General features: G+C 69.0%; 23 protein-coding genes and 1 tRNA gene. 9 read left to right on the top strand and 15 right to left on the bottom strand.

Going from position 1 to position 26,986, the window contains the following annotated elements; genetic code table 11:
• Positions 1-13 precede the first annotated feature (13 nt).
• Complete coding sequence (locus MLJ35_RS12510) at positions 14-1,669, top strand: B12-binding domain-containing radical SAM protein (protein WP_243384625.1); 1,656 nt, start codon at positions 14-16, stop codon at positions 1,667-1,669.
• Here MLJ35_RS12510 and pnuC read toward each other — a convergent pair.
• Genes pnuC through pyrF form a run of 3 tightly spaced genes read right to left on the bottom strand, consistent with a single transcriptional unit; the run spans position 1,650 to position 3,525 of the window.
• The gene (pnuC, locus tag MLJ35_RS12505; protein WP_243384624.1) at positions 1,650-2,258 is read right to left on the bottom strand and encodes a nicotinamide riboside transporter PnuC; all 609 of its coding nucleotides are present in this window, start codon (positions 2,256-2,258) and stop codon (positions 1,650-1,652) included. The two genes, MLJ35_RS12510 and pnuC, sit on opposite strands and share 20 nt — an antisense overlap.
• Positions 2,258-2,800 carry a hypothetical protein gene (locus MLJ35_RS12500; protein ID WP_243384623.1) on the bottom strand — a complete coding sequence of 181 codons (543 nt, stop codon included), beginning with the start codon at positions 2,798-2,800 and terminating at the stop codon, positions 2,258-2,260. Before MLJ35_RS12500 ends, pnuC begins: the two co-directional genes overlap by 1 nt.
• On the bottom strand, positions 2,800-3,525 hold the full coding sequence (gene pyrF, locus MLJ35_RS12495) for an orotidine-5'-phosphate decarboxylase (protein ID WP_243324353.1): 726 nt from the start codon (positions 3,523-3,525) through the stop codon (positions 2,800-2,802). The genes MLJ35_RS12500 and pyrF overlap by 1 nt, the downstream gene beginning before the upstream one ends.
• A 50-nt stretch (positions 3,526-3,575) precedes the next feature.
• Here pyrF and MLJ35_RS12490 point away from each other — a divergent pair, with 50 nt between their 5' ends.
• Complete coding sequence (locus MLJ35_RS12490) at positions 3,576-4,535, top strand: hypothetical protein (RefSeq protein WP_243384622.1); 960 nt, start codon at positions 3,576-3,578, stop codon at positions 4,533-4,535.
• Positions 4,536-4,552: 17 nt separating this feature from the next.
• Here the strand turns inward: MLJ35_RS12490 and MLJ35_RS12485 are convergent, their stop codons facing one another.
• Entirely contained in the window at positions 4,553-6,499 is a 1,947-nt protein-coding gene (locus MLJ35_RS12485; protein WP_243384621.1) for a M1 family metallopeptidase, read from the bottom strand.
• 92 nt (positions 6,500-6,591) lie between these two features.
• Here MLJ35_RS12485 and MLJ35_RS12480 point away from each other — a divergent pair.
• Positions 6,592-6,668, top strand: a tRNA-Met gene (locus MLJ35_RS12480).
• Between the two features lie 864 nt (positions 6,669-7,532).
• On the opposite strand, the gene MLJ35_RS12475 is transcribed toward MLJ35_RS12480, so the two are convergent.
• From MLJ35_RS12475 to MLJ35_RS12465, 3 genes are all read right to left on the bottom strand, one after another.
• Positions 7,533-12,407, bottom strand: coding sequence for an SUMF1/EgtB/PvdO family nonheme iron enzyme (locus MLJ35_RS12475; protein ID WP_243384620.1), 4,875 nt, complete (start codon positions 12,405-12,407; stop codon positions 7,533-7,535).
• A 566-nt stretch (positions 12,408-12,973) separates the two neighbouring features.
• Positions 12,974-13,327, bottom strand: a complete 354-nt coding sequence (locus MLJ35_RS12470; protein WP_243384619.1) for a GIY-YIG nuclease family protein — start codon at positions 13,325-13,327, stop codon at positions 12,974-12,976.
• 32 nt (positions 13,328-13,359) lie between these two features.
• Positions 13,360-13,956: a DUF2239 family protein gene (locus MLJ35_RS12465; RefSeq protein ID WP_243384618.1), complete on the bottom strand. Its 597-nt coding sequence runs from the start codon at positions 13,954-13,956 to the stop codon at positions 13,360-13,362.
• A 192-nt stretch (positions 13,957-14,148) separates the two neighbouring features.
• Here MLJ35_RS12465 and MLJ35_RS12460 point away from each other — a divergent pair, with 192 nt between their 5' ends.
• Positions 14,149-15,777 (top strand): SpoIIE family protein phosphatase, encoded by a 1,629-nt coding sequence (locus MLJ35_RS12460; protein ID WP_243384617.1) that lies wholly within the window; start codon positions 14,149-14,151, stop codon positions 15,775-15,777.
• Here the strand turns inward: MLJ35_RS12460 and MLJ35_RS12455 are convergent.
• Positions 15,761-16,525, bottom strand: a complete 765-nt coding sequence (locus tag MLJ35_RS12455) for a slipin family protein (protein ID WP_243384616.1) — start codon at positions 16,523-16,525, stop codon at positions 15,761-15,763. The two genes, MLJ35_RS12460 and MLJ35_RS12455, sit on opposite strands and share 17 nt — an antisense overlap.
• Positions 16,522-17,850: an NfeD family protein gene (locus MLJ35_RS16165; RefSeq protein WP_243384615.1), complete on the bottom strand. Its 1,329-nt coding sequence runs from the start codon at positions 17,848-17,850 to the stop codon at positions 16,522-16,524. The genes MLJ35_RS12455 and MLJ35_RS16165 overlap by 4 nt, the downstream gene beginning before the upstream one ends.
• 95 nt (positions 17,851-17,945) lie before the next feature.
• Between MLJ35_RS16165 and MLJ35_RS12445 the strand changes: the two genes are divergently transcribed.
• Positions 17,946-18,680, top strand: coding sequence for a hypothetical protein (locus MLJ35_RS12445; protein ID WP_243384614.1), 735 nt, complete (start codon positions 17,946-17,948; stop codon positions 18,678-18,680).
• The gene (locus tag MLJ35_RS12440; RefSeq protein WP_243384613.1) at positions 18,681-19,553 is read left to right on the top strand and encodes a radical SAM protein; all 873 of its coding nucleotides are present in this window, start codon (positions 18,681-18,683) and stop codon (positions 19,551-19,553) included.
• A gap of 4 nt (positions 19,554-19,557) precedes the next feature.
• Here MLJ35_RS12440 and MLJ35_RS12435 read toward each other — a convergent pair whose 3' ends face one another.
• From MLJ35_RS12435 to MLJ35_RS12425, 3 genes are read right to left on the bottom strand one after another with little or no spacing between them, the layout of a single operon-like run.
• Positions 19,558-19,701 (bottom strand): hypothetical protein, encoded by a 144-nt coding sequence (locus tag MLJ35_RS12435; protein ID WP_243324314.1) that lies wholly within the window; start codon positions 19,699-19,701, stop codon positions 19,558-19,560.
• A gap of 7 nt (positions 19,702-19,708) precedes the next feature.
• Positions 19,709-21,880 (bottom strand): ferrous iron transport protein B, encoded by a 2,172-nt coding sequence (feoB, locus tag MLJ35_RS12430; protein ID WP_243384612.1) that lies wholly within the window; start codon positions 21,878-21,880, stop codon positions 19,709-19,711.
• Positions 21,880-22,125 (bottom strand): FeoA family protein, encoded by a 246-nt coding sequence (locus MLJ35_RS12425; RefSeq protein ID WP_243295881.1) that lies wholly within the window; start codon positions 22,123-22,125, stop codon positions 21,880-21,882. The genes feoB and MLJ35_RS12425 overlap by 1 nt, the downstream gene beginning before the upstream one ends.
• 89 nt (positions 22,126-22,214) lie before the next feature.
• On the opposite strand from MLJ35_RS12425, the gene pgsA reads away from it, so the two are divergent.
• The 3 genes from pgsA to MLJ35_RS12410 are packed head-to-tail and all read left to right on the top strand — an operon-like array spanning position 22,215 to position 24,847.
• A complete protein-coding gene (pgsA, locus tag MLJ35_RS12420; protein ID WP_243384611.1) occupies positions 22,215-22,787 on the top strand; it encodes a CDP-diacylglycerol--glycerol-3-phosphate 3-phosphatidyltransferase in 573 nt (190 codons plus the stop codon).
• Entirely contained in the window at positions 22,784-23,818 is a 1,035-nt protein-coding gene (locus MLJ35_RS12415; protein ID WP_243384610.1) for an AI-2E family transporter, read from the top strand. The genes pgsA and MLJ35_RS12415 overlap by 4 nt, the downstream gene beginning before the upstream one ends.
• A gap of 42 nt (positions 23,819-23,860) precedes the next feature.
• Complete coding sequence (locus MLJ35_RS12410) at positions 23,861-24,847, top strand: pseudouridine synthase (protein ID WP_243384609.1); 987 nt, start codon at positions 23,861-23,863, stop codon at positions 24,845-24,847.
• A 7-nt stretch (positions 24,848-24,854) separates the two neighbouring features.
• Here MLJ35_RS12410 and MLJ35_RS12405 read toward each other — a convergent pair whose 3' ends face one another.
• The 3 genes from MLJ35_RS12405 to ribA form a co-directional block, all read right to left on the bottom strand.
• Positions 24,855-25,646 (bottom strand): SDR family oxidoreductase, encoded by a 792-nt coding sequence (locus MLJ35_RS12405; protein WP_243384608.1) that lies wholly within the window; start codon positions 25,644-25,646, stop codon positions 24,855-24,857.
• Positions 25,647-25,701: 55 nt separating this feature from the next.
• Positions 25,702-26,154 carry a DUF2721 domain-containing protein gene (locus MLJ35_RS12400; protein ID WP_243324304.1) on the bottom strand — a complete coding sequence of 151 codons (453 nt, stop codon included), beginning with the start codon at positions 26,152-26,154 and terminating at the stop codon, positions 25,702-25,704.
• An 83-nt stretch (positions 26,155-26,237) separates the two neighbouring features.
• Positions 26,238-26,897, bottom strand: a complete 660-nt coding sequence (gene ribA / locus MLJ35_RS12395; RefSeq protein ID WP_243324303.1) for a GTP cyclohydrolase II — start codon at positions 26,895-26,897, stop codon at positions 26,238-26,240.
• Positions 26,898-26,986: the final 89 nt, after the last annotated feature.

Genomic DNA, 26,986 nt, shown 5'->3' with positions numbered 1-26,986 from the left:
GCCATTGGAGCCCATGACCCCTCCCCGCACCCTGCTCGCCTACAGCGCCCCCCGCAGCGGCTTCGGGGACGAGTGGATGACCTTCCTGCCCATCGGGCTGGGCTACCTCCAGGCCATGCTGAAGTCCCGGGAGCTGCCCTGCCGCGTGGCGAACCTCAGCGGCAAGGGGCGCAAAGAGATCCTCGAGTACCTGCGGGTCCAGAACCCTGCGGTGGTGGGCGTCTCCATGTTCACCTTCAACCGCAAGCGCTCCTACGAGCTGCTGACCTGGGCCCGGGAGGCCTGCCCCGGCGCCATCCTCCTGGCGGGCGGCCCCCATCCCACCCACCTGGCCGACGAGGTCTTCGAGGACTGCCCGGCCCTCGACGCCATCGTGCAGGGCGAGGGCGAGGCCGTGCTGCTGGGCATCGCGGAGCGCCTCAAGACCGCCCCCGGGTCCGACCTCTGGGCCCGCACGCCGGGCCTCATCCTCCGGGACGGCCGCACCCTGCCCCAGCCGCCCCTGGAGGACCTGGACGCCATTGGCATCCCCGCCGAACACCTGGAGGCGGACTTCCTCAACGACGTGGGCCAGCTGGCCTACCTCAGCACCAGCCGGGGCTGCCCGGCCACCTGCAACTTCTGCAACACGCCGGAGTTCTGGGGCACGTCCATCCGCTTCCGCAGCGCGCCCTCGGTGCTGCGCGAGATGCGCCTGCTGCGCGAGAAACACGGCCTCACCTACTTCAGCTTCCGGGACGACACCTTCACCGCCAACCGCGACCGCGTGCTGACGCTGATGAAGGGCATCCAGGAGAGCGGCCTGCACCCGCTCTGGAACTGCCAGAGCCGCGTGAACCTCGTGGACGAGGACCGCCTGGTGGCCATGAAGCGGGCCGGCTGCGAGTTCATGCAGTTCGGCGTGGAGCACGGCAGCGAGCGCGTGCTCCAGCTGCTGGACAAGGGCACCAACCTGCGGCACGCCCGCCGGGCCCTGGGCCTGGTGCGCAAGGTGGGCATGAACCTGGGCATCTACCTCATCACGGGCATCCCCGGCGAGACCTGGGCCGATGTGGAGGAGACCGCCGCCTTCATCCGGGACACCCGGCCACAGGACTGCCAGATCAGCCCCCTGGCGCTGTATCCAGGCACCCGCATGTTCGACCAGTACCGGGCCGAGGGCCGCATCCGGAAGGACTTCTACCGGGCCAGCGGCGACGCCGAGATCTTCGCCCGGGTGGACGCCCACACGGAGAAGGCCCTGCGCCACATCGACCGCGAGGCCCAGCGGGCCCGGGCCAAGTCGCGCTTCAGCCCAGCGGAGTTCGCCGAGCAGAAGGCCTGGCTGGGCTTCTGCGCCGTCACCAACCTCCTCTGCGGGGAAGCCGCGGAGGAGGAGGGCCACTTCACCGAGGCCGAGGCGGAGTACGCCGAGATCATCGCCAAGGAGCCGGCCAATCCCTGGGGCTTCATGAAGCGGGCCCTGCTGCGGGAGAAGCTGGGCCGGGCGGACCAGGCCCGCGCCGACCTCGCGGAAGTGCTGGCTCTGGCCCCCGGCAACCCCGAGGCCACGGAGCTGGCCTCGCTCTGGGGCCTGAACCGGCACAGGACCCGGGCGAAGAAGCCCGCCCACGGCCCCACGGCCGAGATGAAAGGCGCGGAGGCCTACCTCAGCCGGCCGAAGATGTAGCCTCCAGGGGCTGCCCCGGTACGGCGATCCCGGCCCGGAGCGCACGCCGCCAGGCCACCCAGCCGAGGACGCAGAGCACCTGGTAGACCAGGTAGAGGCCGCTGGTGACGTAGAGCCCCTTGTAGATCAGCAGGCCCACGGAGAGGCAGTTGGCTGCGATCCACACCATCCAGTTCTCGAGCCACTTGCGGGTCATCATGAACTGGGCCGCGAGGCTGAGGGCGGTGATGAGGGAATCCAGCACGGGCACGGTGCTGTTGGTGAAGTGGCGCAACAGCCAGGCCAGGGCGGCGGTGGTGGCGGCCACCGCCAGGGCCAGCAGGACGGCCGGAAGCGGGGGGATGCGGCTCACCGTCAGGGCCCCGTGGTCCCGTCCCCCGTGCAGCCAGCTCCACCAGCCGTAGATCGAGATGGCGACGTAGAAGACCTGGAGCCCGACATCCGCGTAGAGGCCCGCACGGTAGAACAACGCGATGAACACCAGGTTGTTGGCGATGCCGATGGGCCAGTTCCAGATGTTCTCCCGCACCAGCAGCGCCACGCAGGCCGCGCCCGTCAGGAAACCGAAGACCTCCATCCCGCCCGGCATCAGTCCTCGTGCTTCAGGTTCGGGCTGCGCTCCAGGATGGTCAGCACCAGCCGCTCGAGCTGGTCCACCATGAGAAAGCGCAGGGTGGGATCACCGGGGCCGGGGTGACCCGGCTCGCCGCCCCCCTTCACCACGAAAAAGGGGCCGGAGCGCTCGAGGCAGGTGATGCGCTTCCAGAGCAGGCGACCCGCCCCCAGCTTCCGGGCCAGGGGTGCCGGCAGGGCGTTGTGCTCCACGGCGAGGCCCAGCTCATCCACCAGCACCTGGGACCCCTCCACCAGCAGCAGGCCCAGGAGCGTGGCCATGAGCAGGAGGCCGCCCGCCACCACGGCGCCCACGGCCGCCACCAGGGCGACCCAGAAGGACCAGGTGGGGTCGCCGGCGGCCTCCGCCACCTTCATGGAGGCCCGGAGCACGGGGAGGCGCTCGAAGATCTGGGCCAGGGCGCGCACGCCCACCAGCCAGGAGCCCGCGAAGAGCAGCACGGCCATGGCCCGCTGGGCGAAGGAGGGTCTGTAAACGAGGGGCGAGCCGACACTCATCAGGCTTCCATCTCCGCCACGATGGCTTCCGCCGCCGCGGCGGGATCCGCAGCGTGGGTGATGGGCCGCCCCACCACGAGCCAGGTGGCGCCCTGCTTCAGCGCCTGCGCCGGCGTCATGACGCGGGCCTGGTCCTGGGTGGCGGCGCCGGCGGGACGGATGCCCGGCGTGAGGCGGTGGAAGGCTTCGCCACAGGCCTCGCGGATGCTGGCGGCCTCCCAGGCCGAGCACACCACGCCGTCGCAACCGGCGCGGTGCGCCAGCTTCGCATAGGCCAGCGCCAGGTCCTCGGGTCGTCCCGCGTGTCCCAGGGCCGCCAGGGCCTCCCGGTCCAGGCTCGTGAGCACGGTCACGGCCAGCAGCTCTGTTCGGCCGCCCGCGGCGCGGTGGGCGCGCACGGCTTCCACCGCCGCCTCGAGCATGACCGGGCCCCCCTGGGCGTGGACATTCACCAGGCGTGGATCCAGCTTCAGCACGGCCTCCAGGGCCCGGCGCACGGTGGTGGGGATGTCGTGGAGCTTGAGATCCAGGAATACCGGCACCTGCTTCTGAAGCTCCCGGACGAAGGCGGGCCCCTCGGCGCAGAACAGCTCCAGCCCCACCTTCAGCATGCCCACGCGGCCCGCCAGCCGCTCCGCCATGGCCAGGGCCTCCCCGGCCGTGGGCAGGTCCAGGGCCACCACGAGGCGGTCCCGAGGCGTGAGAGGTGAGGGGGCTGAGTTCAAGGAGGACTCCCGTATGATGCGGAGGACCATTCTGCCACCAAGGGGACCCCGTGCCACTGACCGCTCCGCCGCCCACGCCCCCCGCCGAGGTCCGTCCCGCGCCGCCCACGGCCGCCCAGCTGCAGGACCAGGCGCTGGACGCCTACGATTGGGGCCGCCCCCTGCCTGCCGCCCCGCGGGGCCCCGGGGCTGCCGCCTACCGGTGGCTCCAGGCCGCGGCCACCTTCGACCCGCTGGCGGCGCCGCCTGCCGACCCCTTTCCGCCTGGAGCCGCCCGCCGGGAGGCGGAGGCCCTGAGGACCCTGATGCATGCGCCCCAGGCCCGGCTGGCCAAGAACCTGACCACCCTGCCCCTCCGCCAGGCCGGCACGGCCCTGGCCCTGTGGCGGTGGGGCAAGGCCCAGGTCCGCGAAGGCCGGTTCACGCCGGCGATCCGGCAGGTCTGGGAAGATCGCTTGCTGTCGAAGGGGCCTGCCCTCACCCGGGGCTACGCCCTGCGCCATGCCCTCTGCTGGGCCCTGGCGGACCAGGACGAGGCCCGGCTCGCCGCGCTCAAGGCCCGGGCGGAGGAGCCGGCCGAGCCCATTCTTTCCCAGTTCCAGCGACTGTTCGGCATGCTGGGCGGACCTTCCCCCGTCCTGCGACTGTGGACGCTTCCCGGCCAGGAGTACCAGGACCTGAGGCTGGACCAGCTGGGCGCCCGCCGCATCTGGATCTACCCGGCCGGGGAGGGCCCCTGGCCGGAGCTGCCCGCGGATGTGGCTTGGGTCATCCCCAGCCTGGAAGCGGGCATGGACGAGCGCAGCGCGAGCATCCCCGAGGGGCTGGCGGCCGAGGCCCAGGCGCTGTCCGCACGGCTCCGGACCGCGGGCCGGACCGCGTACTACGTCCCCAGCCGGGCCGCCTTCGAGGTCCTGGGCCTGGCCTGGTTCCCCATCCTCATCGACCTGGATGGACAGGGGAACATCCGAACGGTCCGCATGGGGGACGCGGCGCCACGGAATCCCTAGGCTGGCTGGCGGATGCCCTAGCCGATCCCGCAGCCCTGCAGCCACCCCGCCACGGCGCCCCAGGCCATCTGCGACCAGTAGTAGAAGCCGCGCTTGATCGGCCTCGGCGTGTAGCTGGCGTGGAGCCGGTCCTTCAGCATGGGATAGTTGCCGTCGGGATCCAGCACGGCGGCAGCCACGGGCGAATCGAACTCGTAGGTGATCCACCGGTCCTGGCCGTCCCACACGAGCCGCTGTTCCTCGCGGTTCTCCAGGCGCACCCAGAGCGTGATCGGCACCTTCAGCCCGCCCTTCCGCTCCAGGGTGATGGAGCCCACCCGGCCCGGGGCCGCCGGCTGCGGAGCCGCGAAGACCGGCGCCTTGTCCGAGAACAGCCAGCCGCCCTGGGTGACCTCGCGGCTCTTCACGCAGCGGATGGCGTAGTCGAGCACCTCCGTGCCCTCCACGAAGTCCCGCCAGAAGGCCGAGAGGTCGCGGCCGGACACGCGCTCCGCGATCCGCAGGAAATCGTGCCGGGTGGGGTGCCGGAAGGCCATCTCCTGGGCGTAGGTCCGCATCACCTGCTCCATCACGGGCCTGCCCAGCATGGCCTCCAGCTGGTCCAGCACCAGGGTGGGCTTGCCGTAGGCCGTCACGAAGTAGCTGCGGAGGTTGATCGTCTTGAAGCCGGCCCGCGTGAGGGGGTCGGCGGACGGCAGGGACCAGTACCCCGACCACTCCAGGAACTCCGTGGGGATCTGGAACCTCCGCCCGCCCAGCAGGCTGTGGTAGCTTCGCTCCATGGCCTTGCGGGTGAACCAGCTGGTGAAGCCTTCGTCCAGCCAGGGCTCCTCGAACTCGTTGCTAGCGAGCATGCCGTAGAAGTACTGATGCCCGTACTCATGGACGGACACCACCTCGGGCACGAACCGCTGCTGGATGGGATCGAACGGCAGCGAGCCGGCGGTGATGAGGGTCGGATACTCCATGCCGTCGGCCCCGGAGGCATCCTTCGGGGTATCGATCACCGTCAGCGTGGGGTACGGGTACTTGAAGAACCACTCCTCACTCCAGCGGAGAGCGTTTTCCACCGCCCGACGCTGCCGCTGGAAGTTCCCCCGGTTGCGGTCCGCGGCGTAGTAGAACACCTGCACGCCGCGATACTCGAACATGGCCGGGTTCCGCCAGCTCTCCCGGGGCATCACCGCCCAGGCGAAGTCGTGGACATCCTCCGCGTGCAGGCGCCAGATCACGTTCAAGGGCCGCTTGGGATCCTGCTCGATCTCCGTCACGAAGTTCGTCTGGGTTCCCGTATGGGCCAGGCCCAGCGCGTTCGGCAGGGACAGGGACACGTCGTAGACGCCGAAATCCGCGAAGAATTCGGTGTTCGCGTGGTAGGCGTGGCAGTTCCACTGATCGCCCTGGTAGACGCCCACCTTGGGGAACCACTGGCCCGACATGAGGAAGTCCTCCGACCATCCGCTGCGCGCGAAGACCTTGGGGTAGCGGTTCTCCCAGGCGATCTCCACCTGGATGGTCTCCCCGGGCGCGACGGCGCGCGGCAGCTTCAGCCAATGGACAGTCTCGTCCTCGCCCGCGTGGCCGGGGAGGTCGCGGCCCTCCATCCGGGCGCTGATGAGGCGGCAATAGCCCCAGGACGACGGCTCCGTGGGCCGGTCCTGGTGGTCCATGCGCAGGCGCCCGCCGCTCTCCTGCACGAAGAGGCTCTGAGGCCCCTTGAAGGCGTTGAGGTACAGGTGCAGCGGCAGCTCCTGCGTGGGCGCCGTGCCGGTGTTCCGCCACGACAGCGTCTCCGTCGCCTCCAGTGTCTTGTGCTCGAAGTCCAGCACCGCGTCGATCCGATAGTTGGCGATCCGCGGCGACTTCGGCTTGTCGAACCACTTCTCGGGCGTCCACGTGCGCGGCGCCGCGCCCAGCCCGAGGGCCGCGAACAGCACCAGCGCAGCCACCATGCGGCGTCCCATCGAATCCTCCAGAACCTCCGTCGAGTCTACCAACTCCCGCCCAGCCTGCGTCCTTGCCACGCCCCAGATCCCTGCTACACTTGATTTCCTACCGCGGGGTGGAGCAGTCCGGTAGCTCGTTGGGCTCATAACCCAAAGGTCGCAGGTTCAAATCCTGCCCCCGCTACCAATCGAACACATGACCGGAGCCGAGTGCTCCGGTCTTTGCGTACGCCTATAACGGAAGGGCAGGGTTTGGGCCTGCGAGTGGGATTGCGGAGGCAGGACTGGATGTCCTGCCGGAGCAAGACCGGGGACCGCGCAGCGGGACCAGTTCAAATCCAGATCGCATGGGTCGGCGCGAAAGGCGGAGACGGGCAGGATTTGGGCCTGCGAGTGGGATTGCGGAGGCAGGACCAGATGTCCTGCCGGAGCAAGACCCGGGGCCGCGCAGCGGGACCAGTTCAAATCCAGATCGCATGGGTCGGCGCGAAAGGCGGACAGCCGCTGGATTCGGACCTGCGAGTGGCAGTCGTCCGATAAGCGCCACGCGAAGGCAGCCCGGGAGCTGTCGCAGCGGATACAGGTGCGATTCGTTGGTGGCAACGGTTCAAATCCTGCCCCAGCTACCAATCAAGAACGCCGCCACCATTGAGCCATGGTTGTTTTATAACCGCATGACCACAAGGCCTCGGGTGCGGCGATGCGCTAGGAACCTCCATTCAGGCGCTTCTGGTGGTGAACATAAGGGCGGCTGGATGCAACCCCTTCTGCATCCACTTCCACGGCCCCGTCATTGATCCCAGGTTCAAGAACAGCCGAGCCCAGATGTGGATGCAGATGGCGGAATGGGCCGAGCGTGGCGGTGCGCTGCCCAACATGCCCGAGTGGGTGGGCGGCCTTTGGTGGGAACCGCAACATCAGTCGAAAGTCCTGATCCCCGCTCGCCCCGGCCAGGGACTGAGGCCGGGAACCAACGGGGATCGGACATTCAGGAAGGCCTCAGACCTGTGCCGGCCCCGGCGCAAGTGCGCCGGGGCCAGAGGGGCAGGCATCAAGGCAGCGGGAGGACCAGGCGGAAACCTGCGTATTCATTGGCGGGAGTGGGAACTGGATTGATGGGATAGGCCCCACGTCGCTTGGACTGGCCATCGCTCGCGGTGCCAGCCCAGGAACCGCCCTTGTACGAGTGCTGGATGTTCGGCGTGGCATCCAGCCAGGCACTGCCATCAACCGGGAGCGGGGGGATGCCCGCTCCCGTGACGGAATAATCGGCATGCCAATCATCCCGGCAGAGCTCCCACACGTTGCCGATCATGTCGTACAGGCCCCAGGCGTTGGGGAGTTTCTTGGTTACCGGCTGAGTGGTCAGGTTGCTGTTGCCGGAATGCCACATGTACTGCTGGACGAGCAGGATGACGGCCGGGTCTCCGCCACCTGGATCATAGGAACCGAAATAATAGTTATTGTTCAAGGGATCGGGGACGTTCAGCACCGTGGATCCACTCCCGGCCCGGCAGGCGTATTCGTACTCAGCTTCCGTGGGCAGACGGAAGGAACTGCCTGCTAGCGGGCCCGTCAGAACCGACGCCGCGGCCGAATTCAGCATGTCCAGGAAGCCCGTACTGGGGGTGGTAATGGCGTCGAAGTCCACCGTTTCCACAGGCCGAGTCAGCTCCTCCGGATCCGGGAATCCATTGCCCGTTGTGAAATGCGCGGGGTTGTTGTTCATGATGGCCACCCACTGGGCCTGGGTGCAGGGCGCCTTCGAGATGTAGAACGCCTTGCCCAAGGTCACGCCATGTGAAGGCTGCGTCGAGGGATCTGACCCGACAACAGACTCCGTTTCGCCCATGGTGAAGGTTCCCGCCGGGACCAGGACCAGGTCGATCGAGGTGCTGAGGATCGGCACCATCGGGTCCGCAGGCACCGTGACGGTCAGGTACGGGGCGGGGTAGTCCACGCCTACAGTCGCGGTATTGGTGCCCGCGAGGGCGAGGGTCTGGGTCAGCGAAAGCACGGCAGGGTAGCGCTGAAGGTTGGCGGGTCCCAAGGTCCCAGGCGTGCCGGTGCCATCGACGCCTCGCCCCTGGCCAGGTTGGCTCGGGTCCGTGACCGTAGCGGGGGTGATGATGTAGTCGCCGTCTGCCAGGCCCGAGAGCGTTTGCGTGGCAGCGGTAAGCACCGCGCTGGTGTAGCCGTTGGGTCCAGTGACAACCACATTGCCTGGCAGGCTGCCCAGACCCGTGATGTTCACGGTGAGGGTGTTGCCCACGGTCACGGTGGCCGTGGCCGTGGCCGTTGCGGGAGTGGTCGCCGTGTTGGTCACAGTCAAGGTGAAGGTGGTGGTGGTCGTCAGGTTGCCCGTGGTCTCGGCAACCGCGGTCGTCACGGCACCGACGCCATGGTCAACAGAACCTGTTCCACCGGTGAAAGCTCCGGTCAGGGTCGTGCTCGTGCCCGGAGCGATGAGCGAGTCCGCGGCCGTGAAGCTGGTTATCACCGGCGGGTCCACCACATTCACGGTCACCTGGGCTGTCGCGGGGGTACTCACACCATTGTCCACGGTCAGGGTATAGGTCGTGGTGACTGTCGGGCTCACATTCTTTGTTCCGAGGCTGGTGACGGAGCCCACGCCCTGATCGATGGAACCCGTGCCTCCACTGAAGGTGAACGACAGGGTGGTGCTAAATCCGTTGGTGATGGTGATGGTGCTGAGGCCGCCACTTGCGGTGAAGTTGGTGATGGCAGGCGCGGCCACGATGGTGCACGTGGCGGTTCCGGCCGTGGAGGCCGTGCCGGCGGCATTGGTGACGATGCAGGACAGGATGGCGGTGCCGGATGCCCCCGCCGTGAACGTAATGCTGGTCGTGGTGGCGCCGGCCGTGATGCTTCCATTCGTGAGGGTCCAGGCATAGGTGCTGCCCGCCTGAGCCGGGACCGACGCGGTGTAGCCCGCCTGGCTGGCAGTCACATTGGCCGGGGCCGTGACCACGGGAGTCGTCGGTGCGGCCACGATGGTGCACGTGGCGGTTCCAGCCGTGGAGGCCGTCCCGGCGGCATTGGTGACGATGCAGGACGGGGTGGTGCTGCCGGATGCCCCCGCCGTGAATGTGATGCTGGTCGTGGTGGCGCCGGCCGTGATGCTTCCATTCGTGATCGTCCAGGCATAGGTGCTGCCGGCCTGAGCCAGGACCGATGCGGTGTAGCCCGCCTGGCTGGCGGTCACATTGGCCGGGGCCGTGACCACGGGAGTCGTCGGTGCGGCCACGATGACGCAGGTGGCGGTTCCAGCCGTGGAGGCCGTCCCGGCAGCATTGGTGACGATGCAGGAGGGCGTGGCGGTGCCGGATGCCCCCGCCGTGAACGTGATGCTGGACGTGGTGGCGCCGGCCGTGATGCTTCCATTCGTGAGGGTCCAGGCATAGGTGCTACCGGCCTGAGCCGGGACCGACGCGGTGTAACCCGCCTGGCTGGCGGTCACGTTGGCCGGGGCCGTGACCACGGGAGTCGTCGGCGCAGCCACGATGGTGCACGTGGCGGTTCCGGCCGTGGAGGCCGTCCCGGCAGCATTGGTGACGATGCAGGAGGGCGTGGCGGTGCCGGATGCCCCCGCCGTGAACGTGATGCTGGACGTGGTGGCGCCGGCCGTGATGCTTCCATTCGTGAGGGTCCAGGCATAGGTGCTACCGGCCTGAGCCGGGACCGACGCGGTGTAACCCGCCTGGCTGGCGGTCACGTTGGCCGGGGCCGTGACCACGGGAGTCGTCGGCGCAGCCACGATGGTGCACGTGGCGGTTCCGGCCGTGGAGGCCGTCCCGGCGGCATTGGTGACGATGCAGGACGGGGTGGTGCTGCCGGATGCCCCCGCCGTGAACGTAATGCTGGTCGTGGTGGCGCCGGCCGTGATGCTTCCATTCGTGAGGGTCCAGGCATAGGTACTACCCGCCTGAGCCGGGACCGACGCGGTGTAGCCCGCCTGGCTGGCAGTCACATTGGCCGGGGCCGTGACCACGGGAGTCGTCGGTGCGGCCACGATGGCGCACGTGGCGGTTCCAGCCGTGGAGGCCGTCCCGGCGGCATTGGTGACGATGCAGGAGGGCGTGGCGGTGCCGGATGCCCCCGCCGTGAACGTGATGCTGGACGTGGTGGCGCCGGCCGTGATGCTTCCATTCGTGAGGGTCCAGGCATAGGTGCTGCCGGCCTGAGCCGGGACCGACGCGGTGTAGCCCGTCTGGCTGGCGGTCACATTGGCCGGGGCCGTGACCACGGGAGTCGTCGGTGCGGCCACGATGGCGCAGGTGGCGGTTCCAGCCGTGGAGGCCGTCCCGGCAGCATTGGTGACGATGCAGGAGGGCGTGGCGGTGCCGGATGCCCCCGCCGTGAACGTGATGCTGGTCGTGGTGGCGCCGGCCGTGATGCTTCCATTCGTGATCGTCCAGGCATAGGTGCTGCCGGCCTGAGCCGGGACCGACGCGGTGTAGCCCGTCTGGCTGGCGGTCACATTGGCCGGGGCCGTGACCACGGGAGTCGTCGGTGCGGCCACGATGGCGCACGTGGCCGTTCCGGCCGTGGAGGCCGTCCCGGCAGCATTGGTGACGATGCAGGACAGGGTGGTGTTGCCGGATGCCCCCGCCGTGAACGTGATGCTGGTCGTGGTGGCGCCGGCCGTGATGCTTCCATTCGTGATCGTCCAGGCATAGGTGCTGCCGGCCTGAGCCGGGACCGACGCGGTGTAGCCCGCCTGGCTGGCAGTCACATTGGCCGGGGCCGTGACCACGGGAGTCGTCGGTGCGGCCACGATGGCGCAGGTGGCGGTTCCGGCCGTGGAGGCCGTCCCGGCGGCATTGGTGACGATGCAGGAGGGCGTGGCGGTGCCGGATGCCCCCGCCGTGAACGTAATGCTGGTCGTGGTGGCGCCGGCCGTGATGCTTCCATTCGTGAGGGTCCAGGCATAGGTGCTGCCGGCCGCCTGAGCCGGGACCGATGCGGTGTAGCCCGCCTGGCTGGCGGTCACATTGGCCGGGGCCGTGACCACGGGAGTCGTCGGTGCGGCCACCGCGGTCACGGTCACTGGCAGGGTGACGGCGGTGCCCGTTGCGTTGGTCACGGTCAGGGTGAAAATCGTTGTGGTCGCCACATTGCCCGTGGGCACGGCAACACCGCTGGTCACGGCGCCGATGCCGTGGTCCACCGTGCCCGTTCCACCCGTGAACACTGCCGTCAATGTCGTGCCGTTCCCGGTGGTCACGGGACTCTTGGCTGCGACGAAGCTGGTGATGACCGGAGCCGCGATCACCGTGAGCGTGGCCCCGCTGCTGTTGAGTGTCCCAGCGGCGTTGGTCAAGGCGCAACGATACTGGGTGCCTGTGTCGCTCAAGGAGGTGGCGGCTGTGGTGTAGCTGGCGTTCGTGGCGCCCGTGCCGCCGGTCACGTTCGCCCAGGTGGTTCCGTTCGTGCTGGATTGCCACTGATAGGTAGCGACCGGGCTGGCATCCGGCACCACGGTGAAGGTGGCCGTGGCACCGGCCGTCACACTCGCGTTGGCGGGTTGGGTGGTGATGGCGAGCCACCGTACGGTCAGCGTGGCCGCGGTGCTGGTGGCCTCCGGGCTAACGTTGTTGGTGGCCACGGCGCGAAACTGGGCGGCATTGTCCGCCTTGACAGTGGCGGCGGTGGTATAGGTCGCGCTGGTTGCACCGGGGATCGCTGTCCAGCTGGTGCCACCGTCGTTGCTGCGTTGCCAGGTAAAGGTGGGGGCAGGCGTGCCGCTGGCCGCAGCCGTGAAGGTGGCTGCACTGCCGGCGTTCACGGTCTGGCTGGCTGGGTGGGTGGTGATCAGGGGGGCCGTGTTTGGGGGGGGCGTTCCGCCACCACCTCCGCAGGCCATGGCCAGGGCTAGTACCGCCTGGGCCAGAAACAGCCCCACGGAATGCCAGGAGAAGGATGATGACCCACCCTTGATGGATCGTGGTGGCCGCTGCGCTGCCATAAACATGACCGGCTCCTGGTTTGTTGAATACAGTGAATTCTGACCGAGGCCTCGTCAAGGAATGTTAATGAAATTAATGAGTTATCGATCATGGAAAGAATCCATACACCTGAAGTTTTTTTCATGCAGCTGTACCCAAAACGATCTCAAATTAATAATTGAGCCTTAGCCGTAGATCCTGCATCAACGACCGTTGAGGTTGATATTCAGGATCCTGAATGGCTGTGCCCGAGACGCCCGTGGGTCTTCGCACGACTTCCTGACTGAAGTTCCGTGGGGATCCAGCGAGAAATCCCGTGCGCTGTTCGGGTGTGATGGGAATGGGATGGTTGGATTCTGATGACAGGCCGGGTTGAGGCGGAGACCCGGAAGCCCCCTGGGGATCCGGTCACGAAAAGGGGGCGTGTGGTGGGGCGGGCCTCCACCCCACGAAGCGCTTCAGTTCGCATCGTGCTGCGGACGCAGCGAGCGGAAGGACAGCTCAGAGCTTCAGCCGCCGGCTGTCAGGCGTTTCCTGGGGCCCCTTCGCTTTCGGCGAGGAGGGCCGTCCACTCGGCCTTCTTGGCCTTCAGCGTCTCCTTGAGGACCAGGGGGCTCATCTCTTCTTCGAGGACTTCGAGGATGACGTATTCGAAGGCCGCCTCGCCGTGCTGGTTCCAGGCCGCCTGCAACCCGCGGTCCAGGTGGCGGCCCTGGTTCAGTTGATGCCACAGGCCGTTCCGGGTGGTGTCGAGGTTCGGATTCGCGCCGGCCCACGCGCGGCCCGACGCCAGGTGGCGCACCGCATAGATGCCGGGGCGCGGCTTCCGCTCTTTGTAGGCCCGAAGCGCCGCTTTCCGATCGAAGGATCCGTCCATGTCCTTTCCTCCCGTGTCCCAGGTCCGCGCCGTCAGGGTTCGGACACGAATGCCGCCTGCGCGAGCCTCCGCGCATGCTCCCGGATGTCCTCCGGCCAGGGCTGGATGTGCGTCTCGAAGGCCGCCGAGTTCTCGGCGTACAGCGCCCGCAGGGCCTCCTCGTACCCGGGGGCGTCACCGGCCATGGCCGCCATGAAGCGGTAGGCGCGCTCCTGGGCCAGGCGCCGGCGCTCGCCGGCCGTCTCCGCCCGGCGGGCCTCTTCCACGAGCTTGCGCAGGGCCACCGAAGCCCCGCCGGGCTGGGCGCCGAGCCACTCCCAGTGCCGTGGGAGGAGGGTCACCTCCCTTGGCACGACGCCAAGCCTGGGCCGGCCCCTTCCTCGCGGCTTCTCCGGCTGTTCCGGCGGGCCGCAGAGGCGGGCGACCACATCCTCGGGCGTTCCGCGCAGGTCGAGGTCGATGACGCGGCCCGTTTCATCGTCGAACACCAGCACGCTTGGCGCCACATCCTTCGCTTGGCCGCCATCCACGCAGGCCTTCACGGCCACGGCCACCTGTCCCAGCAGACCGGAGGCGATGCGGCGCGGGCCGTCGAAGGCGGTGCAGAGCGTCAGGGTGCGATCGGGCATGAGGGTATCCTTTCCTGGCTGTCTATTATTACCCGTATTAAAATATTTCCACAATATCATCCGTATAAAATTATCCGCACCGGTTTTTGCCAGACCACCACGAGGGTGGATGCAAAAAAAGGTGGACCTTCTCGAAACTCACCGTGGCGTACGCCGGATGACTCGGACACAATCCTTGCCGCCATGGCTGCCATGACCTTGCATGTTCCGGGGCTCGACCCGCTCCCGCTGGAGGGGGAGGAGGGCCGGGCCTGGCATTTCGGCCGCTCGCACCAGAACGAGGTGGTGATCGCCGATGGGGCCCTGAGCCGCCGTCACGCCCGGATCGTGATGCATCGGGGCGTTCCCTTCCTGGAGGATCTCGACAGCCGCAACGGCACCTTCATCAATGGCGAGCGGGTCCATGCCCCCCGTCCCCTGCGCGGCGGGGACGAGGTGCACCTCGGGTCCATCCACATCCGGGTGACAGGCGGAACCCTCGGTCCCGAGGTCCGGTTCCGTGACGAGAGCGGATCCTCGCCCCAGTCGAGCGTGGTCCTTCCCATCGACGAGGCCTGGCGAACCTGGCTGCCCACGGGCGCACCGGACCGCATGGGGGCAGTGATCCGGGACCTCCAGGACCTCAGCCTGGAGCTCATCAAGGACGTGCCGCCCGGAACGCTCCTCGACCATGTGCTGGATCACCTCTGGAACCAGCTCCATCCCTGGCGGGCGGCGATCCTCCTATCGGGCCCCGACGGGAACCTGAAGTCCGTGGCCTCCCGCGCCAGCGAAGGGCACGCCCCCATCAGCCTCTCCACGCATCTGGTGGAATCCGCCCTGGCGCGGCGCCAGGCCGTGCTGTTCCGTGATGTCGAGGCGGGCACCGGGAGCCCGTCCCTGCTTCTCAGCGGCATCTCCACGGCCATCGTGGCGCCTCTGGAGTTCGAAGGCGCCATCCTCGGCCTGCTCTACCTCGACGCCAAGGCCCCGCGTCCCCCCTTCACCGAGCAGGACCTGGGCCTCGCCAGCACCTTCGCCCATCTGGCTTCGGCGAAGCTGGAGCAGGTCCGCATGCAGGAAGAAGCCCAGAGACGGCGCTCCCTGGACCAGGAACTGGACCTGGCCAGGCACATCCAGCAAGGCCTCCTTCCCGGCCTGCCCCCGGAGATCCCGGGCTACGAGCTCCATGGCAACAACCTGCCCAGCCGCCAGGTGAGCGGCGACCTCTTCGGATGGTGGCTGCGGGAGGATGGCCGCTGGCTCCTCGCCCTGGCCGACGTCAGCGGGAAGGGCCTGGGGCCGGGGCTCCTCATGGCGAGCCTCTCGGCTTTCCTCGAAGCCTTCGGCGAGCGGGACATCCCGCCGGATGATCTGGCCTTCCATCTCTCCCGGTCCCTGGCCCGGCACACGGACGGGAAGCGGTTCGTGACGGCCTTCCTGCTCCTCTTCGAGCCCGCCACCGGCGAGGTGACCTACACGAACGCGGGCCACAACCCAGGCTACCTGGTGAGTGCCGACGGGACCTTCCGGGCCCTGGAATCCCAGGGGCTGCCCCTGGCCATGCTGCCGGGACAGCCTTACGGCTCCGGCTCCTTCCGCCTGGAGCCCGGCGATCTTCTGGCGCTCTACACCGACGGCGTCACGGAAGTCGCGGCCCCGGGCGGCGAGGAGTACGGCGAGGATCGCCTCCAGGCCTTCCTGCGGACGAGCCTGGCCCTGGGGCTCGATGCCATCGACGCCGGCCTCATGGCTGACCTGGAAGCCCACGCGAAGGGCGCCCCCTTCACCGACGACCGCACCATCCTCCTGCTCCGACGGACCGCTAGCCCTTCTGGATGAAGGGCCGGAACAGCTCGCTGGGCAGCGGAATGAAGCTGGTGGTGTTGTGCTCGCTGGAGATCTCCACCATGGTCTGGAGGAAGCGCAGCTGGAGCGAGATGGGCTGCTCCGCCATCATGGCGGCGGCCTGCACCATCTTCTCCGCGGCCTGGAACTCGCCCTCGGCGTTGACGACCTTGGCGCGCCGCTCCCGCTCGGCTTCGGCCTGCTTGGCCATGGCGCGCTTCATCCCGTCGGGCAGCACCACGTCGCGCACCTCCACGGTGCTCACCTTCACGCCCCAGGGCTCGGTCTGGCGGTCGATGATCTCCTGGAGCTTGAGGTTGATCATCTCCCGGTGTGACAGCAGCTCGTCCAGCTCTGACTGGCCCAGCACGCTGCGCAGCGTGGTCTGGGCGATCAGGGAGGAGGCCTTAAGGAAGTTCTCCACCTTGACCACGGCCGCCTGTGGATCCACCACGCGGAAGTAGACCACCGCATCGACGGTCGCCGGGACATTGTCGCGGGTCATCACCTCCTGCTTGGGCACGTCGATGGTCACCACGCGCAGGTCCATCCGCACCATGCGGTCGATGAAGGGGATGAGGAAGATCAGGCCCGGCCCCTTGGAGCCCTTGAGCTTGCCCCAGCGGAAGATCACGCCCCGCTCGTACTCGCGCAGGATGCGGGCCGCCTGCGGCAGGACGATCAGTCCCAGCGCCACGAGCACGACGATCCAGGGTCCCAGGTACATCACATAGGTGTTCATGGCCGCTCCTCCTCGGAAGTCCCCACGGGTTTCACCGTCAGAGTCAGGCCGTTCAGCGCCACGATCTCCACGACTTGCCCCGCCGCGATGGGCACGGCGCTGACGGCATCCCAGTACTCGCCTTCGAGAAACACCTTCCCTCGGGAGGCGTCGATCGGTTCCACGGCCGGGACGGTCCGGCCCAGCATCGCCTGGGCGCCGGCCCTGGCCGGCAGCCGCTGGGCGCGGATGCCCGCGCCAGCCACGAAGATGAAGAACAGGGCCGTCACGACGGTGGCTGGCACCAGCCACATCAGCGAGAGCCGCAGGAAGGGCTCGCTCCGGTCGAACAGCATGAACAGCCCGAGGAAGAACGCGATCACCCCGCCCCCCGTGAGCACCCCATGGGTCGGCGCGAAGGCGTCGATCGTGAACAGCACGAGGGCCACGGCGACGAGCGCCAGGCCCGTGATGTTCAGCGGCAGCACCGAGGACAGGTACAGCAGCAGGAGCAGGGCGATCACGCCCACCACGCCGGGCAGGATCGCACCGGGGCTGGTCAGCTCCCCGATGATGCCGTACACCACGACCAGCATCAGGATCAGCATCACCTGGGGATGCGCGAGGCCCTGGAAGGCCCTCTCCCGCAGCGACAGGGGGATCTCGACAACGGTCGCCCCGGCCGTCTCCAGCCGCCGGGCCCCGACCTCCCGGCCATCCAGCCGCCGCAGCAGGTCGGGCAGGTCCTCGGCGATCAGATCGACCACATTCAGCTCCAGGGCCTTGTCGGCGGGGATGGCTGCGCTCTCGCGCACCGAGGCCCGGGCCCATTCCATGTTGCGGTGCCGCTTGCCGGCGATGGCCTCCAGGTAGCTGGCGGCGAAGTTCTCCAGCTTCTGCTTCATCACCTCGTCCTGCTTCTCGCCCCCGCCGATCCCCACGGGATGGGCCGCGCCGATGCTGGTGGAGGGCGCCATGACCGCCACGTCGGCGGCCATGGTGATGAAGCAGCCCGCGCTGCCGGCCCAGGCTCCCTGGGGGGAGACATAGACGACGGTGGGCACCGGGGAGCGCAGGAAGCTCTGGATGATCTCCTTTGTGGAGTCCAGGAGCCCGCCGGGCGTGTCGAGCTGGAGGACCAGGCACTGGGCCTCCTGGCCCGCAGCCTCACCGATGGCCCGCGCGACGTAGGTCGCCGTGGCCGGCCCGATGGTGCCCTGGATCCGGGCTACGCAGACACGCCGCTCCGGCGCACCGGGAGCCCACAGCATCGACGCGGTCAGGGCGACGAGCGCCGAGGCGGCCACCCGACGGAGCCAGGCCGCCAGGCACGCCGGGGATCTCACCCTTCCGCGACCAGTTCGCACAGCGACCTCGCGGGAACGCATCCAGTTTATCAACCGGGTCCAGCCGGCCTCATACTCGTCCCATGTTCGTGGCGGTGGGTCGGATTCCTGGAACTCCCGAGGCCGTGGCCCGGGCGGCGCGCCTGGCAGGCCTCGCCCTGCCGGACGCGGCGCGGATGCTGGCGGGCACCCTGCCCCGGATCCTCGCTCGGGCCACGCCGGACGGCGAAGGCCTGGCGGCGGCCCTCGTGGCGGAGGGCTTCCTCGCCTGGGCGGCCGAACCCTCCGCCGTTCCCACGGACGGAACCCGCCTGGTGGTGCGGAGCCTGGACTGGGAGCCGGGAGGCTTCCGGGCCGTGGACGCGAAGGGCCAGATCCACGCCTGCCCCCTGGACGCGGTTCGCCTCCTGCAGCGGGGGGCCCGGACCCAGAGCACCACCGAGGTCCTCAAGACCAAGGAGAGGCGCTTCGACCTGGGCAAGGCCGTCCTCAGCGGAGGGCTCCTGCTGACCAAGAAGGTCGAGAAGGTGGAGGAGCGCACCACCCACGCCAAGGAGCCCTTCCTCCTGGTCCAGCGCGGAGATGGCCAGCCGGACCTGATGGTCTATGAACACGGCATGGACTACCGCTGCCTCGGCCCGGACATGCGGCCCGCGACGCTGGCCAACCTCGCCCTGCTGACCACCCGGTTCCAGACCCTCTGCCCGCAGGCCCCCCTGGATGACCGTGCAGGCCGCCCGGGCTTCGTGGCCGGCCTGCCCCACCTTCCCGTGGACCCGGTGGACCTGGCCCTGGACCTGGTGTCCGAGGCCCGGCGGAGGGGCTGCTGAGTGCGCTACGACGAGCCCCTCTTCCGCCCGCCCAGCGAAGCCGAGTCGTTCATTCTCCAGGCCACCCTGGGCTGCTCCTGGAACGCCTGCACCTACTGCGCCATGTACCGCGGCAAGCGGTACCGGGAGCGGCCCCTGGAGGAAGTACTGGCCGACATCTCCGAGGCCGGGGCCCGCTTCGCGGAGGACGTCCGGCATGTCTTCGTGGCCGACGGAGATCCTCTGGCCATGGACATGGACCACTGGGAGCCCATCCTCCTGGCCCTCGCCGCGGGCTTCCCCCGCCTGCGGCGGGTGAGCACCTACGCCACGGCGCGCAACCTGCTGGAGAAGTCGCCCCGGGAGCTGGCGCGGCTCCGGGAGCTGGGCCTGTCCCTCCTCTACCTCGGCCCGGAGTCCGGCGATGACGAGACCCTCCGCCGCATCGCCAAGGGGGCCACGGCGGAGGAGCACGTCGAGGCCGCCCGAAAGGCCCGGGAGGCGGGAATGGACCAATCCCTGATGTTCCTGCTGGGCGCGGGTGGACGCGAACGCAGCGAGGCGCACGCCCGCGCCTCGGGCCGCCTGGCGACGGCCATGGATCCCCGCTTCCTCTCCACGCTGACCCTGACCGTGGTCCCCCACACCCCCCTCGCCGCGCTGGAGGACCAGGGACGCTTCGAGCTCCCGGACCTGCCGGGGCTCCTGAGGGAACTGCGGTGGTTCCTGGAGGAGGCCCGCCCCGGCAACGCCATCTTCCGGTCCAACCACGCCTCGAACTACCTGCCCATCGGCGGCCGCCTGCCCCGGGACCGGGAGGCCATGCTGGCCGCCGTCGACGCCGCGCTCGAAGGCCACATTCCGCTCCGGCCCGAATGGGCGCGAGGACTCTAGCCGATCAGTGCCGCCGGGCGGCGGGACAGCCGCCGGAGCTGCAGTGGGAGCACGCGTTTCCCGCCTTCAGGTCCCGGTAGGCGCCGCGCAGGAAGTAGAAGGCCGACCAGCTGACGGCGGAGGCGACGAGGACGAGCTGGAGGTTCATGGGCGCCTCACGCGAAGCCGAGGGCGCGGCCGGCGACCACGGTGACCCAGGCCAGGCCCCAGCCCAGGACCAGGCCGTAGGCGATGGTGAAGCCCGCCCAGCCCCAGCTGCCCGCCTCGCGGCGGATCATGGCGACGGTGCCCAGGCAGGGCGTGTAGATGAGCGTGAACACCATGAAAGCCAGGGCCGTGAGGGGGCTCAGGCCCGAGTTGTCGCGCAGGGATACCTGGAGCGGGCTGAGGCGCTCGCCCGCCTTGGGCTCGTCGCTGGCCTGGTGGATGACCGCCATGGTGGAGACCACAATCTCCTTGGCGACGAAACCGGCGGTGAGGGCGATGACATCCTTCCAGGCCTCGGCGCGCTTGTGCTCCGGATCGAGGATGGGCCGAAGGAGGGGGGAGGCCTTCTGGCCCAGCCGCGCGGCCAGGCTCGTGTTCACGATGCGGCTCTCGTGGGCCAGCTGGAGGGCCCGGAGGCGGTCCTCCTCCTCGGCCCCGGGCAGCTTGAGGGCGGCCACGGCCTGCCGCTGCTCCTGGTACTGGGCGGTCCACTCCTGGTTGGCGATGCCGGGATAGCGCGAGAGGAACCAGATCAGCGTGGCGCCCGCGAAGATGGTCGTGCCGGCGCGGGTGAGGAAGACCGAGCCCTTCTCCCACATGTGGATGAGCGTGGCCTTCAGGACCGGCAGCCGGTAGGGCGGCAGCTCCATCACGAAGGGTGAACTCGGGCCGGCGAACAACGCGCTGCGCAGGATGCGGCCCATGAGGACGGCCAGGCCCAGGCCCAGGAAGTGCATGGCGATGATGGCCAGGGCCGCCTTGAAGGGCGTGAAGAAGGTCCCGGCGATGACGATGTAGACCTGGAGGCGCGCGGAGCAGCTCACCAGGGGCGTGACGAGGATGGTGATGAGACGGTCCTGCCGGCTCTCGATGGTGCGGGCGGCCTGGATGGCCGGCACGTTGCAGCCGCTGCCCATGATGAGGGGGATGAAGCTCTTCCCGTGGAGGCCCATGACATGCATGAGGCGGTCCATGATGAAGGCCGCCCGGGCCATGTAGCCCGTGTCCTCCAGGAAGGCGATGCAGCCCATGAGGATCATGATCACGGGCACGAAGACGATCACCGCGCTCACGCCGGGGATCACGCCATCCACCAGCAGGCTGGTCAGCTCGCCGGCGGGCAGGTGGGCCCCGGCGAAGTCGGACAGGGCCTTGAATCCCTCGGCGATCCAATCCTGGGGGATCTTCCCGAGGATGAAGGACACCGAGTAGACCAGGGCCAGGATGCCCACGAAGATGGGAATGCCCAGCCAGCGGTGGGTGAGCACCGCGTCGAGCCTCGCGGTGGGAGTCCTGCCCTCGTCCGGCGCCGTGGCCACCTCCTTCACCAGGCCGTGGGCGAAGCCGTAGCGGCGCTCGGCGATCAGGGTCGCGCCATCGGCGCCCAGGTGGGGCTCCAGGAAGGCGAAGCTCTTCGTGAGCTGCTGGCTGATGGCTTCGCTGGCGTGGCTCTCCGCCACCCGCCGCTTCGCCTCGGCATTGTTCTCCAGCAGCTGCAGGGCCAGCCAGCGGGGCGGCATGGCTTCTTCGAGCTTCTCATCGCGGCAGATCTCGGTCTCGAGCTTGGCCAGCTCGCCCTCGATATCATGGCCATAGTCCACAGTGATGCGGCGGCAGCGGGTGGACTCGCCGCGGGCCAGCACCGCCAGGAGGGCCTTGAGCTCGGGGATGCCCTGGGCCCGGTTGCCCACGGTGGGGATGACCGGGCCGCCCAGCAGGGTCTCCAGGGCCGCCACGTCGATGTGGACTCCCCGGCTTTCGGCGTCATCCACCATGTTGAGGACGAAGGCCACGGGCTTGCCCAGCTCCAGGAGCTGGGTGCTGAGGTAGAGGTTGCGCTCCAGGTTCGAGGCGTCCAGCACGTTCAGGACCAGGTCCACCTCCGGGGAGGCCAGGAACTGGGCGGCAACCCGCTCATCCTCGCTGCGGGCCGCCAGGGAGTAGGTCCCGGGAAGGTCCACCACCTCCAGCGTGAGGCCATCCTGTTCGAAGGCGCCGCTGCGCCGCTCCACCGTGACGCCGGGCCAGTTGCCCACGTGGTGGCGGGCCCCGGTGAGGGCGTTGAACAGCGTGGTCTTCCCGCAGTTGGGATTGCCCGCCAGGGCGATGGTGAGGGACATCAGGCCACCCGGTGCACGAGGATGCAGGCGCTCTCGTCCCGTCGCAGCGACAGGTGGTAGCCCTTGATCACGAGTTCCATGGGATCGCCCAGGGGGGCCAGCTTCTCCACCCTCAGGCGCGCGCCCCGGATGAAGCCCATCTCCAGCAGGCGCTGACGGATCTGACCCTGCGCCTTGACCTGGATCACCTCCCCCTGGTCCCCCGGCTGGAGGTCGCTCAGCGGGATTGATAGATTCTGAGTCATAATCTCAACTCCAGACCATAGTCTAACTCCCCATTAGGGTGCTACAAGGTCTAAGTCAAAGGATGTGATCTCCGTCTAAACTGGATCCGATGCCCACGACCAGCCCCCTGACCCTGCCCAATGCACTGACCCTGCTGCGGATCCTGGCCATCCCCTTTTTCGCCATCGCAGTCTGGTACGGACACCACTGGCAGGCCTTCATCATCTTCGGGGCGGCGGGGCTCACCGACCTGCTGGACGGGCTCATCGCCCGGGCCTTCGACCAGGGGTCGGACCTGGGCGCCGTGCTGGATCCGGCCGCCGACAAGCTGCTCATGACCACGGCCTTCGTGCTCCTGGCCTGGCGCACCCAGGGCATGGCCGCGCCCATCCCCGTGTGGGTGGCGATGCTCGCCATCACGCGGGACCTGGTGATCTCCTTCTACGCCTTCGCCTCTGTGGACCGTCTCAGCGACAGCAAGTTCCACCCCAGCCTCCTGGGCAAGGTGAGCACGGCGGCCCAGCTCGTCGCCGTCTCCCTGGGCCTGCTGTTCAATGCCCTGGGCTACCGGCCCTGGATGGACCCCTTTCTGCCGGAGATGTACTGGGTGGTGGCGGCCCTGGTGCTGGCCTCGGGCATCCACTACTTCGTGCGGGCCACCCGGACCGCCGCCGCGGGATGACGGACCGGGGCCGAATTCCCCTCCGCTTCGCCCTGGCCGCGGCGACGGCCCTGCTGGCCCTCTGGCTGCTGCGGCGGGCCCTGGCCCCCTTCTTCTTCGCCATGGTCCTGGCCTACCTGCTGGGCCCCCTGGTGGACCGCCTGGCCGGGCGCCTGGGCCGACCCTGGAGCGTGGTGGCGGTGCTCAGCGGCTTCGTGGTCGTGGTCGGTGGCCTGTTGATGATCCTGGTGCCCTGGCTGGCGGACCAGGGCGAGCGCCTCGCGGCTTCCCTGCCGGGCTGGAAACAGGCCCTGGAGGCAAGGCTGCTGCCCTGGTTCCAGGCCCACCCGGCTTGGCAGGCCCGCCTGGAGCGCGGCCTGGAGGGCCTGGATCCGGGACTGCTGCTTCGCGGCCTCCGCGCCACGGGCGGCGGCCTCCTGGGGTGTTTCCTCGACCTGCTGGCCCTCATCCTCGTCCCCCTGATCCTCTACTACCTGCTGCTGGAGGGTCCCCGGCTCGTCACCAACCTCCGGAGCCTGGCGCCCCCGCGGCACCGGGAGCGCATGGACCGCATGGCCGGAGCCATCCACCAGCGCCTGGGCGGCTACATCCGCGGCCAGGCCGCCGTGGCCGCGGCCATGGCTCTCCTCCAGGGAACTGCCCTCGCCCTGCTCGGCGTGCCCTACGCCTGGCTGCTGGGCCTGGTGGCCGGCGTGTCCAACGTCGTGCCCTACTCCCCCTACCTGACCGCCCTGCCGCCGACCCTGGTACTGGCCTACCTGGACGGAGGGCGCACGGGACATCTCGTGACCCTGGCCCTCGTGTTCATCGCCGTGCAGAAGGCCGAGGCCTTCTACTTCACGCCCGTCTGGGTGGGGCGCGCCAGCCGCCTGCATCCCCTGGAGGTGCTGCTGGCCCTCACGGCCTTCGGCTTCTGGTTCGGCGTGCTGGGGCTCATCTTCGCGGTGCCCTTGGCCGTGGTGCTGAAGGTGGCGGCCGAGGAGCTGCTGGCGGACTACCGGGCCCATCCCTGGTTCGGCGAGGAAGCCTGATAGACTGGGCCTTCCGCGTCGGGAGACGCCGAAGGAGCCGCCATGAGAAAGCCCGCCCCGAAGGGGCCCCGCACCGCGCCCGCCACCCGCAAGCCCGCCGCTGGCCGGCCAGCCCGGCCCTCAGCGCCAGCCCGGCCGGGCGCAGGCCCCAGCCGGTCTTCGTCGACCGCCCGGTCCGCCTCGGGCCCTGCCGGCCGCTCTGCTTCCGGCGCTCCCACGCGGCGGCCGGCCAACGACAAATCCCGGCCCGCGGCCAAGCAGGCTCCACGCAAGGCCGTGGCGCCTCGCGCCGGCAGCGCTTCATCCCGCCCTCCGCAGGCCGGCCAGGAGCGGCTCCAGAAGATCCTCGCCGCCGCCGGCATCGACAGCCGCCGGGCCTGCGAGCAGATCATCCTCGACGGCCGCGTGCAGGTGAACGGGAAAACCGTCGCTGAGCTGGGCGCCCGCGCCGATCCGCGCCGGGACGAGATCACCGTGGACCTCATCCCCATCCACAAGGAGGCCCCGGTCTACATCCTCATGAACAAGCCCAAGGGCTACGTCACCACCGTGAAGGACGACCAGGGCCGGCCCACGGTGATGGCCCTGCTCAAGGGCGTGCCGGGCCGCCTCTACCCGGTGGGCCGCCTCGACTTCAACTCCGAGGGCCTGCTGCTCATGACCAACGACGGCGCCCTGGCCCAGGTGCTCATGGGCCCCGAGCACGAGATCCCCAAGGTCTACCTGGTCAAGATCCACCGCACGCCGAAGCCCGAGCTGCTGAAAGAATTCGAGGCCGGCTTCCTGCTCAGCGGACGCCGCCTGAAGCCCTGCCACATCGAGATCGCCGAGAAGGGGGACAACCCCTGGCTGAAGGTGACCCTCACCGAGGGCAAGAACCAGCAGATCCGCCGCATGTTCGCCGCCGTGGGCCATCCCGTGAGCAAGCTGCGCCGGGTGCAGTTCGGTCCCCTGGCGGACCCGCTGCTGAAGCCCGGCGCCTGGCGCTTCCTGAACCCGCAGGAGATCGCGGCGATCAAGAGCCTGTAGGCCCGCTCTACAGCAGCGAGGAGATCGCCCCGCCATCCACGGCCAGGGTGCTGCCGGTGATGTAGGAGGCCCCGGGTCCCGCCAGGAAGGCCACGGCCTCGCCGAATTCCCTCGGCTCGCCGTAGCGCCCGACGGGGATGCGGGCGCCCTGCTCCGCCCGGATGTCCTCCATGGTCCGCCCGCTGGCCTTCGCGGCTTCGCCGTCGAGGAAACGGACGCGGTCCGTGAAGATGCGCCCTGGAGCCACGCAGTTCACGGTGATGCCATCCTTCGCCACCTGCCCGGCGAGGGTCTTGGCCATGGCCGTCACCGCGGCCCGCAGCGAGTTGGAGAGCACCAGCGCCGGAATGGGCTGCTTGACCGCGCTGGAGGTGACGAAGAGGATGCGGCCCCAGCTCCGTTCCTTCATGCCAGGCACGACCGCCCGCGCCAGGCGCACGGCGGGCATGAGCAGGCTGTCGAAGGCCCCCTGCCAGGCGGCGTCGTCGAAGGCCATGAAGGACCCCGGCTGCGGTCCACCTGTGTTGGAGACCAGCACGTCCACGTGGGCGTAAGCGGCCAGGGTGGCCTCCACCAGCCGCTGGATGTCGTCGGCGCGACCCAGGTCCGCCACCACCGGCAGCACCGCGCGCCCGGTGGCGCGACGGATCTCCTCCGCCGCCTTCTCCACGGCTGCCTGATCCCGGCCGCAGATGGCCAGGTCGCAGCCGGCCCGCGCCAGGGCCTCGGCCGAGGCCCGGCCCAGGCCCCTGCTGGCCGCCGTCACGAGCGCCACCTTGCCTTCCAGTTCCTGCCCCATGGGTGCCCTCCTGCGGGGCATTGTGGCATCCGGGAGCCGGGGAAAGGTCCGCGAATCAGGCCAGGTGCAGGCTCCTCACAGCCAGCAGGATCTCCCGAAGGAAGAACACCAGGGCCGCCACGAAGGCGGCCATGGCCAGGATGAAGAGTAGGGCCACGGGAACGGCCACGCTGGCCTTCAGCACGGCCCCCAGGAACACGGTGGCGATGCTAACGCAGACCAGCAGCGCCGCGGTGGTGCCGGAGGTGATGGCGAAGTTGATGAAGCGCCGCCGCCGGGCCAACGTCTGCATCTCGTCGTGGATGGCGGAGTGCCGGCGTTCCGGCACCTCCTCCAGGAGATCTTTCAGCGCCCGGGCCCGGTCGACGATGCGCGCCAGCCGCGTGGACAGCACGCCCAGGATCGTCCCGATGGATGTGAGCAGGAAGACCGGCGCCACCGACAGCTGGATGACGTGGGAGATGTCGGTGATGGTCTGGGCGGAAACGGGGGGCGCGGGGGCGGGCATGGCTTTATAGCTATCAGCTCTCAGCTGTCAGCTGTCAGCGAAAAATGCCGCCGGGCCCCTCTTTAGCTGGAAGCTGACAGCTCCTACAGCGCCTCTTCCTCGAAATCCAGCATGTGCCCGCTCTTGCGGGCTTTGGTCTTGAGGTAGCGCAGGTTGTGGGGGTTGGAGGCCAGCTGGTGGCGCTCCCGCTCCACCTCGATGCCGGCGGACTCCAGGGCCCCGATCTTGCGGGGATTGTTGGTCAGCAGCTTGACCTTGGTGATGCCGAAGAAGTTGAGCATCTCCACGGCACAGTCGTAGGTGCGCAGATCGTCCGGGAAGCCCAGGGAGTGGTTGGCCTCCACGGTATCGAGCCCCTGCTCCTGGAGGGCGTAGGCCTTGAGCTTGTTCAGGAGGCCGATGCCGCGGCCCTCCTGGCGGAGGTAGAGGACGATGCCGCCGTGCTCGGCCACGTGGCGGAGACCCTCCTCCAGCTGCTGGCGGCAGTCGCACCGGAGGCTCCCCAGCACGTCGCCCGTCCAGCACTCGGAGTGGATGCGCACCGGAATGCGGCGGCGGGCATCGATCTCGCCGGCCACGATGGCCAGATGCTCCTTGCCCGTGGCGTGCTCCAGGAAGCCGTAGACCGTGAACTTGCCGAAGATCGACGGCACGTTGGCCTTGGCGATGAAGGGCACCTTCTCCGCCTGGAGCTTGCAGAACAGTTCGAGTTTCGGGGCGCTGCTGGGTTCTTTGGGAGACATGGGGTTCCGGGAGAAAGTGCGGCTGATCCATTGGATGCCGCCCGGGAGGAAAATGAAGTCTGGGACCTGGATCTTTTCGGGGCAACCGG

The sequence above is a fragment of the Geothrix alkalitolerans genome (assembly GCF_022808885.1).
Classification (GTDB): Bacteria; Acidobacteriota; Holophagae; order Holophagales; family Holophagaceae; genus Geothrix; species Geothrix alkalitolerans.
Note: the sequence above shows the minus strand (reverse complement) of the source record. Positions and strands in the feature narration are given on the sequence as shown.